This window comes from Saccharopolyspora antimicrobica (genome assembly GCF_003635025.1).
GTDB classification, from domain to species: Bacteria; Actinomycetota; Actinomycetes; order Mycobacteriales; family Pseudonocardiaceae; genus Saccharopolyspora; species Saccharopolyspora antimicrobica.
The window spans coordinates 4,442,182-4,458,884 of record NZ_RBXX01000002.1 but is presented as its reverse complement, the minus strand read 5'-3'; the positions used below and the strand labels follow the sequence as shown (position 1 = coordinate 4,458,884).

Below are 16,703 nucleotides of genomic sequence, written 5' to 3'. Positions count from 1 at the left end.
CGATGGTGGTCGAGATTACCACCCGGAGGACCCGCCTTATGGTTAGGCTTACCTAACGTGAACGCTCCGGTAGAGATCCGCCCGGCCCGAGTGCGCGACGTCCGCGGCATCAAGGCGCTGATCGACCACTACGCCGGGAAGGTGGTGCTCGGCAAGGACCTCGTCACGCTCTACGAGGACGTCCAGGAGTTCTGGGTCGCCGAAGCGGACGGCGTCCTCGTCGGCTGCGGCGCCCTGCACGTGCTGTGGGAGGACCTCGCCGAGATCCGCACCGTCGCGGTGGACCCGATGAGCAAGGGGCGCGGCGTCGGGCACGCGATCGTCGCCCGGCTGATCGCGGCGGCCGCCGAACTCGGCCTGGCCCGGATCTTCGTGCTCACCTTCGAGACCGACTTCTTCGGCAGGCACGGCTTCCTGCCGATCGCCGACACGCCGGTGCCGCCGGAGATCTACCAGGAGATCCGGCGCTCGCCGGACGAGGGCGTGGCCCAGTTCCTCGACCTGGCCCACGTCAAGCCGAACACCCTCGGCAACACCCGGATGCTGCTGCACCTCGGCGCGTGATGAGCAATCCGGTGGCGCGCGGCGCTACCATGCCTCCATGAATGACTATGCGCCATCGGCGATAGCGATTCGGCGGGCGCGGATCGCCGACGTCCCGGCGATCAAGACGCTGGTCGACACCTACGCGGGCGAGGTGCTGCTGGCCAAGGACCTGGTGACCCTCTACGAGGACATCCAGGAGTTCTGGGTCGCCGAGCTGACCGAACCCGGCCGGGCGGCTCGCGTGGTGGGCTGCGGCGCCCTGCACGTGCTCTGGGAGGACCTCGCCGAGATCCGCACCGTCGCGGTGGACCCGGCGACCAAGGGCACCGGCATCGGGCACCGCCTGGTGCGCCAGCTGGTGGCGCTGGCCCGCGAACTGGGCCTGGCCCGCGTGTTCGTGCTGACCTTCGAAACGGAGTTCTTCGGCAGGCACGGCTTCCGGGAGGTCGACGGCGCGCCGGTCACCCCGGAGGTCTACGAGGAGATGCGCCGCTCGGTCGACGCGGGCGTGGCGGAATTCCTCGACCTGGCCAACATCAAGCCCAACACCCTCGGCAACACCCGGATGCTCCTCAAGCTCACCTGATCCCCGGGCACCGGCTCCAGCACCTTCGACAAGACCCGAATGATTCTCACGTAATGTGATCACCGGGCGCGGCACTGCCGGAGCAGGTCTGCGAGCCCGCCGCCGAGACGGCCGCGCCCAAGGTGACGGCCGACTGGTGGCCCAAGGCTCTCCCCCAGTCGACCACCTACGAGTGCGGTGACTTCTACGCCGTCGCCGGCGGCGACCAGGTCTACGCCTGGCAGGGCTGACCAGCGTCCGGCGGCGCCGCCGATCGGCCAGCTGAGGTTCCACCTTTCTCGTGCAGGTTGCTCAGGTTTCCCGCGAACCTCACCAGCACCGGCTATAACACGGTGAGCGATCACTCCGGATCCGAGGAGCCCTGCCGTGGAACGATCCCCCGCTCGCCGTGGCTTGTTCACCACCGCCGTCGCCGCCGGGGCGCTGCTGCTGACCGCCGGCACCGCGCACGCCGACCTCAGCCCGGGCCAGCTGCGCACCACCACCGACCAGTACCTGTTCGAGCTCTCCATCGACGACTTCACCCGGACCAGGGCCGAGCAGCCGCACGCCGACCAGCTGGACTGGTCCTCCGACGGCTGCTCCATGTCGCCGGACGAGCCGCTGGGCTTCAAGTTCCGCACCAGCTGCGACCGGCACGACTTCGGCTACCGCAACTACAAGAAGCAGGAGCGGTTCACCGAGCCGAGCCGCAAGGAGATCGACGACAACTTCCGCGCCGACATGTACGCCGCCTGCGGTGACAACCTGGCGTGCAAGGGCACCGCGAACATCTACTACTTCGCGGTGCGGGAGTTCGGCGGCGTGAGCGGCTCCACCGCCGAAGCCGTCGAGCACGCGCAGATCCAGCAGCTGCCGTCGAGCGGCGACGAGCCGCTGAGGTTCCAGGCGGTCAACGCCGCGGGCCACCTCGTGCAGATCACCGCGACCGACTGACCCAGAGGGGGCGTGCCCGGCCCGGGCACGCCCCCAAACGCCCTATCCGGACAAGCTGGTCGTGTAGTAGGCGGTGGCGGTGGGCACCGAGACCACGCCGTCGAACGCCTCCACGACCGGCGTGGGCATGTTCTCGCTCTGCGCCCGGATGCCGACCAGCCCCTCCGGCCCGCCGCGCAGATCGGTGAGGGTCACCTGGCCGCCGCGCCCCGCGTCGACGAGCGCCGCTTCGACGCTGCCCGGCGCGGGATCGGGCATCTGCACGTCGACCACGTCGAACCCGACCTCGGCGGCCGCGTTCGGGTAGATCTCCGGGATCCGCTCGGCCGTGTGGGTCTGGGCCAGCGCGCGGTAGCCGTCGCCGAGCATCCGGGCCAGGTAGTGGCCCAGCGGCAGCAGCGCCAGCTCATCGCCGAAGAACACCGGGGACTTCTGGACGTGGTTGTTGTGCGCGGCCAGCGCGATGCGCGTGCCCGCGGGCAGCCGGTCGAGCCACCAGCGCATCGACTCGGCCATGTAGTGGTCCCGCGCCGACGGGTCCGCGAGCAGGCCGTCACCCTCGAAGAAGCTCCGCATCGCGCCGAACATGTAGTCCGCGCGCACGGCGGCCTCGAGGTGCCGCAGCGCCACGTCGTAGCGCTCCTGATCGCTGCGCGACACGTAGAGCGGCTCCATCGACCGGACCCGCACCAGCAGCCGCGCCAGCGACGCGGTCAGCGCGTCCTGCTCCGCGGTCGCCAGCCCGCCCCAGTTCGGAGCGGCCACAGCGACCGAGGTGCCGGTGATCCGGTCGGAGATCGACAACGCGGTGTCGATCCGCGAAGCGGCGTCCGGGTCGACCTCGCGGAGGTAGTCCGCCACCGGTTCCAGCGCCGGGCGCAGTTGTCCCCCGGCCACCGGGGTGTCCAGCCCGGCGAAGCGCAGCGGGTGCCCGCTGGTGCTGTTGTGCTCGCGCAGCCAGCGCACCAGCGCCGGGTTCACCCCGGCGTTCGTGGTTCCCGCCAGGCCTGCGAGTTCGGCCTCCCCACCGCTGCCGCGCAACCAGCGGTCCAGCGCGATGCCCTCGCTGAACCCGAACTCGAAGGTCAGGACCGTGAAGCCGCAGCGCTCGGCGAGGAATCGCAGCATCCGCTGCCGGGTGTCGGTGAACTCGCGGACGAAGTGGGCGCCTTCGCCCAGCGCCACGACGCGGGCGTCACCGACGATCTCCCGCAGCGGTTCGAGGTCGTCCAGCGGCGCGTCGGCGTCGAGGCTGGTCAAGGCGTGGGATCGGGCTCGGAACCAGTCCGCGGGCGTGCGGTCGTTCGTCATCTCTCGTTCGCTCCTCGGGTTTGGTGTGCAAGAAGGTCACCGAACGGGAGGGCGGAATCCGGCTGGTCATGCCGGGCAGCGGGCAGCAACCGGTCGCGGGTTCGCCCGCGCCGGTGTTTCCGCTCCTCCCGGGGAGGAGCGTCAGAGGAAGAGACTGCCCGTTGCCATGCTGCGAGATTAGCAACTCGTTCGCGGAGGTAATGTCGCACCGCGACGAAGGGAGCTCGAATGGTCAAGCGGCAACTTCCGCGCTGGTCCGAACTGCGTCCGCTCCTGCGGGTCAAGCCACCGCAGTTCAACCCCACCGAGCGCCGGCTGTCGGCCGCGCACTCCATCGCCGACCTGCGCACCATCGCCCGCCTGCGCACGCCGCGCGCCGTGTTCGACTACACCGACGGCGCCGCCGAGGGCGAGATCAGCCTGCGCCGCGCCCGCCGGGCGTTCCGCGATGTCGAGTTCCGGCCGTCGGTGCTGCGCGACGTGTCCGCTGTGGACACCTCGACCGAGATCCTCGGCAAGCCGTCGAAGCTGCCGTTCTCCTTCGCTCCCACCGGTTTCACGCGGATGATGAACCACGAGGGCGAACCGGCGGTGGCCCGCGTCGCCGAGCGCACCGGCATCCCGTACGCGCTCTCCACGATGGGCACGACGTCGGTGGAGGACCTGGCCGCCGCCGCGCCGGAGGCCCGCAAGTGGTTCCAGCTCTACCTGTGGAAGGACCGCGAGGCCAGCCGGGCGCTGGTCGAGCGCGCGCAGGACGCGGGCTACGAAGCGCTGATCCTCACCGTGGACACGCCCGTCGGCGGCGCGCGGCTGCGCGATGCCCGCAACGGCCTGACCATCCCGCCGGAGCTCACGCTCAAGACGATCGTGGACGGCGCGATGCACCCGGCCTGGTGGTTCAACCTGCTCACCACCGAGCCGCTGACGTTCGCCTCGTTCCACCACTGGTCGGGCACGGTGCACGACCTGATCAACTCGATGTTCGACCCGTCGCTGAACTACGCCGACCTGGAGTGGCTGCGGGAGCTCTGGCAGGGCCCGCTGATCATCAAGGGCATCCAGAACCCCGACGACGCCCGCCGCGTGGTCGAGCTGGGCGCGGACGGCGTGATCCTGTCCAACCACGGCGGGCGCCAGCTGGACCGGGCGCCGACCATGCTGGAGCTGCTCCCGGCGGTGCGCGAAGCGATCGGCGACCGGGCCGAGATCCTGCTGGACACCGGCATCACCAGCGGCGCGGACATCGTCGCGGCGATCGCGCTGGGCGCCGACTCCTGCCTCATCGGCCGCGCCTACCTCTACGGCCTGATGGCCGGTGGCGAACGAGGTGTGCAGAAGGCGGTGGACATCCTCAGCACCGAGATCGTCCGCACCCTCCAGCTCCTCGGCGTCCGCTCCATCGCCGATCTCGACCACACCCACGCGGCGCTGCGCCGCTAGCGGCTCCTGGCCGGGCGGGGGTGGTTCTTCAGCAGCCACCCCCGCCGGAATCTCCGCCGCCGCCACCGGAATCCCCACCGCCACCGCCGTCGGAGGAGTCCCAACCGGCGTAGTAACCGCCGACGCCCGCCGACCCGCCGCGGGCGGCGCCGCGGCGCTTGCGGGGCCGGCGCACCGGAATCCAGAACTCCACCCGGTCCCAGATCAGGCCGCCCGCGATCAAGAGCACGAAGAACAGCCCCACGTAGGCCATCACGTCCATCCCGCCCGCCTCCTCGCCGTTCGTCGACAGCAAGAACGCCGGTACCGGACGTCGCGTTGCCGGTCACGCCGCGGCGAACGGGTGAATCAGCGGCCGGGGCGCGGGTCGATCGGGTGGGTCTGCGGAGGTGCGGCCGTCGTGGCGCCGTCGATCGGGCCCGTGGCGTGGAACGCCTCGCAGGGGCCGCCGATGTACTTCTCGAAGTCCGTGGTCACGTGGATGACCGACTCGCCGTCGCTGGTCGGCAGCAGCGTCGGGCTGAAGTTCCGGCACGAGCTGCCCTGGTTGTAGCTGATCTGCACCGGCGACGGGATCTCCCGCCAGCCGCGCGCCAGGTCGGACGGGTTGTCGTTGACCATCAGCGTGCGCCCGTTGCCCGGCGCCCAGCCGCCTTCGTCGTTGGCCAGCATCTGGTAGGCCAGCAGCAGCCGGCCGTTCGGGTTCGGGCCCGGTGCCCAGGCGATGGTCGGCGTGCCCAGCGGTTGGCCACCGGTCTCCGACAGGACCTCGGTGCCCAGGTCGTACGGGTCGCCGAAGTCCCAGCCGTCCTGGGAGGTGCGCGTCCAGATCGTGCAGATGTGCACCGAGTCGTAGTTGCAGACCTCGTAGGCCATCACGTAGGTGCCGTCGGGCAGCTGCCGCACGCCCGCCATGCCGGGGCGCACGGTGAACTTGTCGTTCTTGATGGTCTCCCGCAGATCCGTCCAGTTCCGGCCGTCGGCGGAGCGCATCTGGACCATCTTCTGGTCGTGCTTCGGATCGCCGTCGTCGGAGTAGAACACGACCAGTTCGCCCTGCTTGGAAACGGTGAACTCCGGCTCCCAGACGCCCGGCCCCACCGGCGCTTGCACGATGGTGGACAGGAAGCTCCACGTGCGGCCGTGGTCGTCGCTGCGCCACAGGCGGATGCTGCTGCGCCGCTCCTCCGGGTCGGCACCGACGCCCGCGGTGCCCGCCCACAGCAGCGTTCCGGCGGGCATGTCGCCGACCTGCTGCGGCAGTTCGTACAGCGTCGAGCAGCACATTCCCTTCTCGTCCGCGCCCTCCGGGTCGCGGATCTCGCCGACGGGCTGGAACGTGGCGCCGTCGTCGTCGCTCTCGTAGACGACCGCGAATCCGGTCCGGTCGGCGTAGGTCGTCATGCTGACCAGCACGCGGCCGTTGGCCTCACCGGAGTTCTGCAACCGCACCAGCCGCGGATAGCTGCTGCCCCCGGCGCGCAGCAGCTCCCCTCTGTCCACATCGGATGGACCGGCGTCCCCGGCGGCCACCGACTGGAATCCGGCCAGCAGCAGCACCGATAACGAAACCGACAGGACAGCGCGTAATTTCCGGACGAGCATGCGCGAACCTCACGAAATCGCGGGCGGACAAATACCGTCAGCGCGCCGGAGAATATCTCAAACATCGTGAAATTCGGTCGGTTCCAGCATTCCGTTCAGCGCAATCCCGATTCGCAAACGGAGCAGCGCGAAGAAACCGGGAAAGCCGGTTGAAATGCCGGTGAAAACGGGAAGAACGCGGCCCGTGAGTGCTTCGGGGCGCATTAGCACCCCGAAGCGCTCACGGACTCACTCCTCGTCCGGGGACGGCCCGCCGCGGATCGAGTACAGCGCGTTCTCCAGCTCATCGGGCTTGACCAGCACCTCGCGGGCCTTCGAGCCCTCCGACGGGCCGACCACACCGCGCGACTCCAGCAGGTCCATCAGCCGGCCGGCCTTGGCGAACCCGACCCGCAGCTTTCGCTGCAGCATCGAGGTGGAGCCGAACTGGCTGGTCACCACGAGCTCGGCGGCCTGCAGCAGCACGTCGAGGTCGTCGCCGATGTCGGAGTCGACCTCCTTCTTCTCGCTCGCCTTGGCCGCGGTGACGCCGTCGGTGTACTCCGGCTCGGCCTGCTCCTTGGTGAACGAGACGATGCGGTGGATCTCGTCGTCGCCGACGAACGAGCCCTGCACCCGGGCCGGCCGCGACGCGCCCATCGGCAGGTACAGCGCGTCGCCCATGCCGATCAGCTTCTCCGCACCGGGCTGGTCCAGGATGACCCGTGAGTCGGTCAGCGACGAGGTGGCGAAGGCCAGCCGGGACGGCACGTTGGTCTTGATCAGACCGGTCACCACGTCCACCGACGGCCGCTGGGTGGCCAGCACCAGGTGGATGCCCGCGGCGCGCGCCTTCTGCGTGATGCGCACGATGGCGTCCTCGACGTCGCGCGGCGCGGTCATCATCAGGTCGGCGAGCTCGTCGACGATGGCCAGGATGTACGGGTAGGGCCGGTACTCCCGCTCGCTGCCCAGCGGCGCGGTGATCTCACCGGACTTCACCTTGCGGTTGAAGTCGTCGATGTGCCGCACCCGGTTGGCCTGCATGTCCTGGTAGCGCTGCTCCATCTCCTCCACCAGCCAGGCCAGCGCGGCGGCGGCCTTCTTCGGCTGGGTGATGATGGGCGTGATCAGGTGCGGGATGCCCTCGTAGGGCGTCAGCTCCACCATCTTCGGGTCGATCAGGATCATCCTGACCTCCTGCGGCGTCGCCCGCGCCAGCAGCGACACCAGCATGGAGTTGACGAAGCTGGACTTACCGGAACCGGTGGAACCGGCCACCAGCAGGTGCGGCATCTTGGCCAGGTTCGCGGTGACCATGTGGCCTTCGATGTCCTTGCCCAGGCCCATCACCAGCGGGTGGCTGTCCTTGGTCGCCTGGGTGGAGCGCAGCACGTCGCCGAGGCGCACCATCTCCCGGTCGCTGTTGGGCACCTCGATGCCCACCGCGGACTTGCCCGGGATCGGCGCCAGCAGCCGCACGTTGTCGGTGGCCGCCGCGTAGGCGATGTTCTTGGTGAGCGCGGTGATCTTCTCGACCTTCACGCCGGGGCCGAGCTCGACCTCGTAGCGCGTCACCGTCGGGCCGCGGGTGAACCCGGTGACCTGGGCGTCGATGTTGAACTGCTCCAGGACCGCGGTGATCGCCTCGATCATCGCGTCGTTGGCCCGGCTGCGGTTCTTCGGCGGTTCGCCGTCGGTGAGCACGTCCAGCGGCGGCAGCTTGTAGTCGCCCTCGACGCTCCGGCTGATCTGCGGCTTGTCGCTCTTCTTCGGCTTCTCCGGAGCGGGCTGGTTCGCCGGGACCACGGCCGCGGCCTTCGGCTTGGCCGGCTTCGGCTCCTCCGGAACGTCCTCGATGGACAGCTGCGGGTCCTCGTCGGCCATCGCCGCCTGCCGCCGCCGCGAGGGGCGGCGCAGCTTGACCTCGGTCGGTTCCGCATCCTCGGCCTTCGACCGCGACCGCTTCGGCTCGTCGGCTTCTTCCTCGGCGTCGCCGCCCCGCAGCCAATCACCGATGTCGCGCACCGAGGTGCCGGTGAGCACCAGCAGCCCGAACAGCCCGACCAGCACCAGCACCGGAACGGCGACCCAAGGCGTGAGCCCGTACTCGAGCGGCCCGCCCGAGACGAAGCCGAGCGCACCACCGGCGTGGGGCCACTGCTCGGGTTCCAGCGGGGCACCGGAAGCGATGTGGATGACGCCGAGCGTGGTGAGGATCAGCAGCATCGAACCGATCACCACCCGCGGCCGGGCCTCGGCCGTGGTCTCGGTGCGCATCAGCACGATCGCGACGCCCAGAAGCACGAGCGGCAGCACCACGGCGGCCGAGCCGATGATCGAGCGCAGCGCCAGGTCGAAGCCGTGGCCGACCGGTCCGCCCGCCTGCCACCAGACACCGGCGGCCGCGATCACCGCGGTGGCCAGGAAGACCAGCGCCAGCCCGTCGCGCCGGTGCGCCGGGTCGAGCTCGCGGGTCTTGCCCATAGCCCGCACCACGCTGCCCACGCCGCGGGCCACACCACCGCCGCGGGACTTCGCCGGGCGCTTCGCGGGCTGGCGGCGCGGCGTGTGCGTCGAGCCGCGCGGTTTGGCCGTGCTCTTGCGTGCGGTCCCCGACTTCGCGCGGGGTTTGCCCTGACCCGATCCGCCACTGCGGGACGCGGAGCCGCTACTCTTCGTGGCGCTCTTGCTGCGCGCCGACCCACGTCCCCCGTTCGATGTCCGGCTCGCCATACCCCACACGGTATCCGCACCCGCCTCTCCCGTCACAACAGCCACGGTGAACAGCGGCTCGGACGCTTTTCTCGGGCGTTCTCCCCCATTCGGGGCATCGGGCGTGAGATCCTCGATAATCATGGTTGCCCTTCCGACCGGTCCGCACGAGCCGACACGCCGAACCGACCGCGAGAAGCTGTTCCGCGGCGCACCGCTGCTCTGGCGCGCTCTGATGCGGGTGGACCGCGCGATCATCGGCATCACCGGACGGCTGGAAGTCACCGGCGACGTCCCGGACGAGCTGCGCGGCAAGCCGCTGCTGCTGGCCGCCAACCACATCGGCAACCTGGACGCCCTCGTCCTGATCGCGGCCTGCCGGACCCGTCGGCTGGCGCCGCGCTTCCTGGCCACCGGCGGCCTGTTCGACACCCCGGTGCTGGGCGGTGTGCTGCGCCGCTGCAGGCACGTCCGCGCCGACCGTGGCAAGAGCACCGCCAGCGAGGCGATGGACCGGGTGGTCGCGGCCCTGACCAGCGATCACCACCCGGTGCTGGTGTACCCGGAAGGCCGCATCACGCTGGAGCCGGACATGTGGCCGGAGCGCGGCAAGACCGGCGCGGCCCGCATGGCGCTGGCCTCCGGCGCGACCGTGGTCCCGATCAGCCAGTGGGGCGCCCACGAGGCGATGTGCTACGGCATGGTCCGCGTGGAGAGTGCGGCTGACCTGCGCATCCTGCTGACCTCGTGGCTGCGCGCGGTCCGCCGCCGACCGCGGCTGCGAGTCCACTTCGGACCCCCGGTCGACCTCGCCGACCTGTCCGCCGACCGCGTGGGCGACGCAGCCCGCGCCCGCGACCGCATCATGCGAGCGATCACCGACGGCCTGACCCCGCTCCGCGAGGCCGAGCTCGGCGCACCCCACCACCAAGACCCGACCCGCCCGGCCACGGACAAACCGAGCCCTTGGCGGCCCTGATCAGTCCGGCGCCAGATCTCCACGTCCCGCGAGGTGCGCGATGTGGTGCGACGTCCCGATCGCGTACTCCTGCGACGTGATCGTTTCCTGCGCCACCTCGCGGAAGTACGCCGCGGGATCTTCGCCGGGCGACGGTCGCCTGTTCGCGCCACGAACCATGTTCCGGCGGGCAAAGCGGCTTCGGCGAGAGCCCGTGTAGAAGAGGTACGGGTTGGGGATGTTCATCGGTATCCCTGGCTTGGCCGGCTCCGGAGCCCGCGGGTGGACAATTCCGTAGTCGCCGTAGCGGACTGCCGGTGCACCTGCCCTGACCCGCTGCCACAGATCGAATTCGGGACGGTCGAGCACCCCTGGTTCGAGCCTGTCCCGCTTGCCGAGATGGAACCGCTGAGCAAGGTGACGGAGTCGAACACGAATCTCGCACCGAGCTCGGCGACGAGTCGGCTGCAGTCGGCGACCCGCGACCCACCCGACAAGAAAACCGCGTCGACGATCAGCTCCACTGCGCCCGGGTCCTAACCGGTTGATCACCGAGACAGCAGAGCCCTTCGTCCGCGTGCAAGTACAGTGCACGAGCGCGTTGAGCGGGCGCCTCGACCAACTCGCAACTACACGCAAGCCCATTCGATCAGGAATTCGTGCAGGACTCCACGATCCTAATTACCCCGAACAGCCGCAGCCGTGCGACCTTTCGGCGGCATCCACATCGGACGTTGTTCAACTACCGGTAGTTGTGCGGTCACGCTGCGGGCGAAGGCGTGACACATTCCGAGGAGATCGTGATATGTCCGCTTTCTCCTGATCGGAAGGCACGCCCGTGCGATCGTCACGCAGACTCGCGCTCCTCTTACCGCTCGCCCTCACCTCGCTCCTGGCCTTCTCCGTCGCCGGAGCCCCGACCGCTCTCGCCTTCCCGCCCGACGTGCCGAGCAAGGCCGCGGTCCAGTCCGAGCTCAACGGGCTGACCGTGCGCACCGAGGGCTCCATGACCGGCTACTCCCGGGAGAAGTTCCCGCACTGGAAGAACGTCTCGGGCACCTGCAGCACCCGCGAGCAGGTGCTCAAGCGCGACGGCGACAACGTCAAGGTGGGCTCGGACTGCTACCCCACCTCCGGCAGCTGGTACAGCTACTTCGACGGCGTCACCAGGACTTCGCCGTCGAAGATCAGCATCGACCACATCGTCCCGCTGGCGGAGGCCTGGCGCTCCGGAGCCAGCGGCTGGACGACCGCCAAGCGCGAATCGTTCGCCAACGACCTCGACGGCCCGCAGCTGATCGCCGTGACCACCGAGATCAACAGCACCAAGGGCGACCGCGACCCCGCGTCCTGGAAGCCCCCGCGCACCAGCGCGCACTGCGGCTACGCGAAGTTCTGGATCCACACCAAGCACCGCTGGCAGCTCACCCTGCAGAGCGCCGAGAAGTCGGCCCTGCAAACGATGCTCAACACCTGCTCGTACTAGCCCACATCACTGTTCCGCCTCTCCGCGATTTTCAGCGGTGGTCGCGTTTTGGCGGTGATCCCGCGCTTTCGGGGTTTCTTGTGGCTGGGTTGCGTCACGGTCCCCTGAGGTGCGGCTGGGTGGGGTTCGGGGCCTTGATGTGGCCCGTTTCTGCTGGTAGGGGCCCGTGAGTGTTTTAGGTTGCTATGGCAACACAAAACGCTCACGGGTACTGAGCAGCGGAAACGGATCCTGATCAGGGTCTCGCGTCGAGAGCGCCCTCCTGATCAGCGAAGAGCTGGACGCGGCAACCCCGTTCCCAGGAGCCCTGGAAGCCCGTGAGCGCTTCCCCGGAGCCAGCCTGATCAGCCTCCCCGGTGGCACGACCCACTCCGGATCCCTGAGCGGAAACACCTGCCTCGACGACCAGATCGCGGACTACCTCCTCACGGGCAAGCTTCCGCCGCGCAAGCCAGGCGAGGGCCCGGACACCACGTGCGAACCCCTCCCCCAGCCCGCCCCGGAGGGCGTGAACACCCTGTTCAGCAAGCGCCCGCAGCAACCGGAATTCCTCCAGAAAGCACTCCAAGCCAACTGGCACTGACGCGGGTTTCCCGCCACGTGCGACGGCCCGGCACCACGGTGCCGGGCCGTCGCACGTGGCGATCAGACGTCGCCGTTGAGCATGGCGGCGGTCAGGACGTTGCCGGCAACGCCCCAGCCACCGTCAACGACCTCGTCGACGAGAACGACCGTGGTCGGCCGCGCCCGCTCCCCGTAGATCTCGGCGTACAGGTCGGTGGTGCGTTCGATGATCTTCTTCTTGTCCGCCGCGGTGATGGTGCCGGCAGGGATCTTGAAATGCGCGAATGGCACGGTTGTCCTCCTGGGGTTGTGGTGGGTGAGCGGTTCGGCGGACCGCTACGTCGGTGTCCGCGGAACAGAGCGGGGCGTCACACCATGCCGCCGTTCGCGCGCAGGATCTGGCCGTTGACCCAGCGACCCTCGGCGCTGGTCAGGAATGCGACGACAGCGGCGATGTCCTCCGGGGTGCCCAGGCGCTCCAGCGGCGGTGCTTTGGCCAGCGACTCGACCTGCTCCTCCGTCTTGTCCTCGAGGAAGAGCTCGGTGGCGGTCGGGCCCGGGGCGACGGTGTTCACGGTGATGTCGCGCCCGCGCAGCTCGCGCGCCAGGATCAGGGTCATCGCCTCGATTGCGCCCTTGCTGGCGGCGTACGCACCGTAGTCGGGGAACTGCGTGCCGACGACAGAGCTGGAGAAGCCCACGAGGGAACCGCCTGCGCGCAGGCGCTGCGCGGCCAGTTGGGCGACGACGAAAGCTCCGCGGACATTGGTCCGGTGCAGCTGGTCGAGGACGTTCAGGTCGAGTTCGGCGATGGGCGAGAGCGCCAAGCGCCCCGCAGCGTTCACGACGACGTCCACGCCTCCGAACGCCGCCTCGGTCTGGTCGAAGAGCGCTGCGACGGCGTTCTCGTCGGCGACGTCGGCCTGGACCGCGAGCGCCGTGCCGCCAGCGGCGGTGAGCGCGGCCACCGTCTCCTCCGCGGCAGCGGCGTCGGCGACGTAGTTGACGACGACGGCCCAGCCGTCGGAGCTGAGCCGGTGGGACACGGCCCGGCCGATGCCGCGCGAGCCCCCGGTGACGACCGCGACCCGGCCGACCGCCGCACTGGTGGTGTCGGTGGAAGTCATGCCTCCACGGTGCGGGGCACCTGCGGGCGGTACCAGGGGATGGCGTCCCCTGTGCCAGCTGCCCCAGCTGCCCCAGACTGGTGGCCGTGAAGTCCGCGAAGCACACCGAGCTGGGCGCGTTCCTCCGATCCCGGCGCGAGCGCATCCGCCCCGAGGATGTGGGGCTCGTCCGCGGCCCGCGGCGCCGCGTGCCCGGGCTGCGCCGCGACGAGGTGGCCCAGCTCGCGGGCGCGTCGGTGGACTACTACAACGAGCTGGAACGCGGCGCCGGCTCCCAACCGTCCGAGCAGATGCTCGCGGCCCTCGCACGAGCCCTGCGGCTGACCGCCGACGAGCGCGATCACCTCTATCACCTCGCCGATCGCCCAGTCCCGGTGCAGGGCGGCCTCTCCTCGCACGTCCACCCCGGCATGCTCGACCTGCTCACCCGGCTGACCTCGACGCCCGCCCAGGTCATCACCGATCTGCACGCCACCCTCGTGCAGAACCCGCTCGCCGTCGCCCTGCTCGGCGACCAATCGGGCTTCCACGGCCAGGAAGCGAGCTTCATCCACCGGTGGTTCACCGACCCCGGGGCACGGCGGATCTACCCCGAGGAGGACCACCCGACGCAGTCCCGGGCGTTGGCCGCCGACCTGCGGGCCGCAGCAGCGCGCCGGGACGCCCGGGACACCGAAGCGAGCTCGCTGATCGCCACCCTGCTCCACCGCTCGCCCGAATTCGCCGAGCTCTGGGCCGAGCACGACGTGGCATTCCGCCGCAACGACCGAAAACGCCTCATCCACCCCGCCCTGGGAGTGCTCGACGTCAACTGCCTCCACCTGTTCAGCGAAGACGGCCGCCAACGACTCCTCTGGTTCACCCCCGCGGTTGGCACGGACAGCGCCGACAAACTGGACCTCCTCGCCGTCATCGCCACCCAACAACTCACCGACCACGGGAACTGACACCACCGCGAACGGCTCCCGAAGCCGAACGGGGCTGGCCTCGCAGGAGGCCAGCCCCGGTCGCGTTCACGGCTGCTCGCATCGGTTTCCCGAGCATCTCTAGTCACGCACTGCGACGTTCAGGTGAACGGCTAGCCGACTCGGCACCCTCGATATGGTGATCAGCGCCATAGTGCCGACCGAGTCAAACCTGCTGTGGTCACGCGCGGTGATCACAGAAAATGGATCAGCAACCAGAGACAGTCATGAGAAGGGGGACATTCGCATGACCGGGTTCCGGGTAGACCCAGACGCCCTCCGCGAAGCGATCGCGGACCTGAAAGCAGCACGCGAACGGGTCAATGTGCAGCGCGAGAAGGCTCTCAGCATCGACGCAGGTGAGCTGACTGCCGGAGATCGAGCTACACAGGCCTTCAAGGAGGCCGTCCAGAAGCGAGCCGTCGGCGACGCCGGGTCCCTTGAAGCCTTCGCCAAGGATCTTGCTGACAAGCTTAAGGTGAAGATCGAGGGTTACGAGGCGACGCTCCGGGAGTACGAGGGCTTGGACGAAGCCGCAAGTGTCGACCAGAGTCGGACGAACCCGCAGGCGTGAGAGGTTTCGTTGATCGCGAGGAGTGACGTGTTGAAACGCGGTGCCATTCTCGGCGCAAGCCTGGCCATGACCGCTCTTCTGGCGGCATGCGGAAGCCAAACACCGGACACCGGTGGCGAGCAGTCACCAGAGACCGCCCAAACCGAATCCGGCTCGCAGATCAGCAACCCGAAGGATGCTGCGGCGGTCCCGCCTTGCGACTTCCTCTCCGCAGAGAGCGCTTCAAAGCTCGGACTTAACCCCCAGGGCACAGACAGTTCGGACTCGATCAGTCGGTCCTGTGGGTGGTACACGCCCGATGAGCGTGATCGACTGGCGTTGGGAGAAATCGCCAATCGTCCCCTTTCGTCCTATCTGGACAATCGATCGCAGTTCGCGGACTTTGAAGAGCTGACCATCGCGGGCCATCCGGCTGTGAGAGCCAACCGGAACGATCCCAAAGAATTGGGAACCTGCTCGATCTTCCTGGCCACCAAGGATGATCAGATCCTGTCTTCGATGGCCAGTCGTTTCGACAAGACCAACGACCCATGTGGTCTAGCACAGCAAGCACTCGAAGCTGCCGTGCCTAGCCTGCCTGCAGCAAAGTAACGATCTTGGGGGATATGAAGTGACCACGCCGAGCTTAAGTATGGAGCCGTGCTACCTCAGCGCGGCTAAGGAATACCGGACCCAGATGGGCGGGGCTCCCGACGCTGCCGCGTTGCCCGCGCCGACGGGTAACGGTGCAGAGCAGTGGGGTGCAGTCGCCGACGAATTCCAGGAACTCGTCGGTGATGTCGAGGCGGCTCTGCGCAAAGCGGAGGCTGCGCATCAGGGTCAGGCTGCTGACGCTGCCAATGCTTCGATCGCTGAGGTAATGCCGATGGCCGAGGCCGCTGCCAACACCTCCCAGGGCATCCGCAGCGCAGTTCAGATGCAGGACGACAACCAGCGGCACACCTTCACCTCGTTGCCCGCGCAGGGCGAGACGCTGCCGAGCGGTAAGGAGGCCATCCTCGATCCGCCGGAGAAGGGATGGGTCGAGGACTGGGGTCTGGATTCCAACCCGATCACCGGTTGGATGAGCGACTACGAAGAGCGGCAGGAAGCCTTCGCCGAGACCAATCAGCAGGCGAGCGACGCCATGACGCAGTACAGGGCGCAGACCGAAGCCGCCATCGCTCAGATGCCGGAGTTCAAGCCCGCTGACCAGCCGCCGCCTCCGCCGCCGCAGAACTCCACTCCGTACCCGAGCACGCCCAGCGGTTACTCGAACACCCCGTCCGGTTACACCAGCGGCAGTGGGATCACCTCCGCTCCGGCGGGCACTTCTTCTTCGTGGGCTTCGGCACCGAGTCCGACGCCGTCCTACACTCCCACGCCTTCCGCTCCTCCGGCCGGTACCTCGCCGGTGTGGGCGACGCCTGGCCCTGGGCAGGGGCAGCAGCTTCCGCCCGGGGTCGTTCGCGGGCCGGACGGGACGCTCTACCGGCAGAACCCGCAGACCGGCGCGTGGGAACGGCAGAACCCCTACAACGGTCGCTGGGCTCCGTCGCCGAACGGCGGCCCCGGCAGCGGCCGCGGGCCCGGCGGTGGTCCCGGCGGCGGCATGCCCCGCGGGGGCGGCGTCGGCGCTGGTGGCGGCAACCAGCTCGGCGGCGGTGGGCGCGCGGGCGCGGGCAACCTCGGCGGCGGCATGGGCTCGGGTTCGGGCGCCAACGGTCCCGGCGCAGCCGGTGCCGGCGGGCGCGGTGCCGCTGGTGGCATGGGCGGCGCTGGCGGAGCCGCGCGCGGCAAGCAGGGCGAGGAGGAGCAGGAGCACGAGCGTCCCGGCTGGTTGCAGGAGCAGGACGACGTCTTCACCAACGACATGGACAAGGTCGCGCCGCCGGTCTTCGGCGACATGCCCAACGGGGGACGGTGATC

Annotated in this window: 17 protein-coding genes and 1 pseudogene; 11 read left to right on the top strand and 7 right to left on the bottom strand. The window is 69.3% G+C overall.

What is annotated here, in order from left to right; all coding sequences use genetic code 11:
• Positions 1-57: 57 nt before the first annotated feature.
• From ATL45_RS21715 to ATL45_RS21705, 3 genes are all read left to right on the top strand, one after another.
• Complete coding sequence (locus tag ATL45_RS21715; RefSeq protein ID WP_093146494.1) at positions 58-564, top strand: amino-acid N-acetyltransferase; 507 nt, start codon at positions 58-60, stop codon at positions 562-564.
• A gap of 37 nt (positions 565-601) precedes the next feature.
• Complete coding sequence (locus tag ATL45_RS21710) at positions 602-1,132, top strand: amino-acid N-acetyltransferase (RefSeq protein ID WP_093146495.1); 531 nt, start codon at positions 602-604, stop codon at positions 1,130-1,132.
• A gap of 366 nt (positions 1,133-1,498) precedes the next feature.
• Complete coding sequence (locus tag ATL45_RS21705; RefSeq protein WP_093146496.1) at positions 1,499-2,068, top strand: phospholipase; 570 nt, start codon at positions 1,499-1,501, stop codon at positions 2,066-2,068.
• Positions 2,069-2,110: 42 nt separating this feature from the next.
• Here ATL45_RS21705 and ATL45_RS21700 read toward each other — a convergent pair whose 3' ends face one another.
• The gene (locus ATL45_RS21700) at positions 2,111-3,379 is read right to left on the bottom strand and encodes an erythromycin esterase family protein (RefSeq protein WP_093146497.1); all 1,269 of its coding nucleotides are present in this window, start codon (positions 3,377-3,379) and stop codon (positions 2,111-2,113) included.
• Between the two features lie 228 nt (positions 3,380-3,607).
• Between ATL45_RS21700 and ATL45_RS21695 the strand changes: the two genes are divergently transcribed.
• Positions 3,608-4,822 (top strand): alpha-hydroxy acid oxidase, encoded by a 1,215-nt coding sequence (locus ATL45_RS21695; RefSeq protein WP_093146498.1) that lies wholly within the window; start codon positions 3,608-3,610, stop codon positions 4,820-4,822.
• Positions 4,823-4,850: 28 nt separating this feature from the next.
• On the opposite strand, the gene ATL45_RS21690 is transcribed toward ATL45_RS21695, so the two are convergent.
• The 3 genes from ATL45_RS21690 to ATL45_RS21680 form a co-directional block, all read right to left on the bottom strand.
• Entirely contained in the window at positions 4,851-5,117 is a 267-nt protein-coding gene (locus tag ATL45_RS21690) for a hypothetical protein (protein WP_143121544.1), read from the bottom strand.
• A 53-nt stretch (positions 5,118-5,170) separates the two neighbouring features.
• Positions 5,171-6,427, bottom strand: coding sequence for a sialidase family protein (locus ATL45_RS21685; RefSeq protein WP_093146500.1), 1,257 nt, complete (start codon positions 6,425-6,427; stop codon positions 5,171-5,173).
• Positions 6,428-6,655: 228 nt separating this feature from the next.
• Complete coding sequence (locus tag ATL45_RS21680; protein WP_177241886.1) at positions 6,656-9,142, bottom strand: DNA translocase FtsK; 2,487 nt, start codon at positions 9,140-9,142, stop codon at positions 6,656-6,658.
• A gap of 121 nt (positions 9,143-9,263) precedes the next feature.
• On the opposite strand from ATL45_RS21680, the gene ATL45_RS21675 reads away from it, so the two are divergent.
• On the top strand, positions 9,264-10,100 hold the full coding sequence (locus tag ATL45_RS21675; protein WP_170210306.1) for a lysophospholipid acyltransferase family protein: 837 nt from the start codon (positions 9,264-9,266) through the stop codon (positions 10,098-10,100).
• On the opposite strand, the gene ATL45_RS39700 is transcribed toward ATL45_RS21675, so the two are convergent.
• Positions 10,101-10,724: a beta family protein gene (locus ATL45_RS39700; protein ID WP_093146502.1), complete on the bottom strand. Its 624-nt coding sequence runs from the start codon at positions 10,722-10,724 to the stop codon at positions 10,101-10,103.
• Positions 10,725-10,917: 193 nt separating this feature from the next.
• Here ATL45_RS39700 and ATL45_RS21665 point away from each other — a divergent pair, with 193 nt between their 5' ends.
• Both ATL45_RS21665 and ATL45_RS21660 read left to right on the top strand, forming a co-directional pair.
• Positions 10,918-11,565 carry an HNH endonuclease family protein gene (locus ATL45_RS21665; RefSeq protein WP_170210304.1) on the top strand — a complete coding sequence of 216 codons (648 nt, stop codon included), beginning with the start codon at positions 10,918-10,920 and terminating at the stop codon, positions 11,563-11,565.
• A 238-nt stretch (positions 11,566-11,803) separates the two neighbouring features.
• Positions 11,804-12,148: pseudogene (locus ATL45_RS21660) on the top strand (alpha/beta hydrolase); the annotation flags it as partial.
• A gap of 62 nt (positions 12,149-12,210) precedes the next feature.
• On the opposite strand, the gene ATL45_RS21655 reads toward ATL45_RS21660, so the two are convergent.
• Positions 12,211-12,420: a tautomerase family protein gene (locus tag ATL45_RS21655; RefSeq protein ID WP_093146503.1), complete on the bottom strand. Its 210-nt coding sequence runs from the start codon at positions 12,418-12,420 to the stop codon at positions 12,211-12,213.
• Between the two features lie 77 nt (positions 12,421-12,497).
• Positions 12,498-13,256 carry an SDR family oxidoreductase gene (locus ATL45_RS21650; RefSeq protein ID WP_093146504.1) on the bottom strand — a complete coding sequence of 253 codons (759 nt, stop codon included), beginning with the start codon at positions 13,254-13,256 and terminating at the stop codon, positions 12,498-12,500.
• Between the two features lie 86 nt (positions 13,257-13,342).
• Here ATL45_RS21650 and ATL45_RS21645 point away from each other — a divergent pair, with 86 nt between their 5' ends.
• The 4 genes from ATL45_RS21645 to ATL45_RS21630 all read left to right on the top strand — a co-directional run bounded on the left by ATL45_RS21645 (position 13,343) and on the right by ATL45_RS21630 (position 16,701).
• Complete coding sequence (locus ATL45_RS21645; protein WP_093146505.1) at positions 13,343-14,203, top strand: helix-turn-helix transcriptional regulator; 861 nt, start codon at positions 13,343-13,345, stop codon at positions 14,201-14,203.
• A gap of 157 nt (positions 14,204-14,360) precedes the next feature.
• Complete coding sequence (locus ATL45_RS21640; protein ID WP_246025471.1) at positions 14,361-14,795, top strand: hypothetical protein; 435 nt, start codon at positions 14,361-14,363, stop codon at positions 14,793-14,795.
• Positions 14,796-14,822: 27 nt separating this feature from the next.
• Entirely contained in the window at positions 14,823-15,386 is a 564-nt protein-coding gene (locus ATL45_RS21635) for a DUF3558 domain-containing protein (RefSeq protein WP_093146507.1), read from the top strand.
• 274 nt (positions 15,387-15,660) lie between these two features.
• The gene (locus ATL45_RS21630) at positions 15,661-16,701 is read left to right on the top strand and encodes a hypothetical protein (protein ID WP_211841259.1); all 1,041 of its coding nucleotides are present in this window, start codon (positions 15,661-15,663) and stop codon (positions 16,699-16,701) included.
• Positions 16,702-16,703: the final 2 nt, after the last annotated feature.

Coding starts and splice junctions, on each gene's coding strand:
- ATL45_RS21710 (WP_093146495.1), top strand. CDS start 602: ATGAATGACTATGCGCCATCGGCGATAGCGATTCGGCGGGCGCGGATC.
- ATL45_RS21700 (WP_093146497.1), bottom strand. CDS start 3,379: ATGACGAACGACCGCACGCCCGCGGACTGGTTCCGAGCCCGATCCCAC.
- ATL45_RS21695 (WP_093146498.1), top strand. CDS start 3,608: ATGGTCAAGCGGCAACTTCCGCGCTGGTCCGAACTGCGTCCGCTCCTG.
- ATL45_RS21685 (WP_093146500.1), bottom strand. CDS start 6,427: ATGCTCGTCCGGAAATTACGCGCTGTCCTGTCGGTTTCGTTATCGGTG.
- ATL45_RS21680 (WP_177241886.1), bottom strand. CDS start 9,142: ATGGCGAGCCGGACATCGAACGGGGGACGTGGGTCGGCGCGCAGCAAG.
- ATL45_RS21675 (WP_170210306.1), top strand. CDS start 9,264: ATGGTTGCCCTTCCGACCGGTCCGCACGAGCCGACACGCCGAACCGAC.
- ATL45_RS39700 (WP_093146502.1), bottom strand. CDS start 10,724: ATGGGCTTGCGTGTAGTTGCGAGTTGGTCGAGGCGCCCGCTCAACGCG.
- ATL45_RS21650 (WP_093146504.1), bottom strand. CDS start 13,256: ATGACTTCCACCGACACCACCAGTGCGGCGGTCGGCCGGGTCGCGGTC.
- ATL45_RS21630 (WP_211841259.1), top strand. CDS start 15,661: ATGGCCGAGGCCGCTGCCAACACCTCCCAGGGCATCCGCAGCGCAGTT.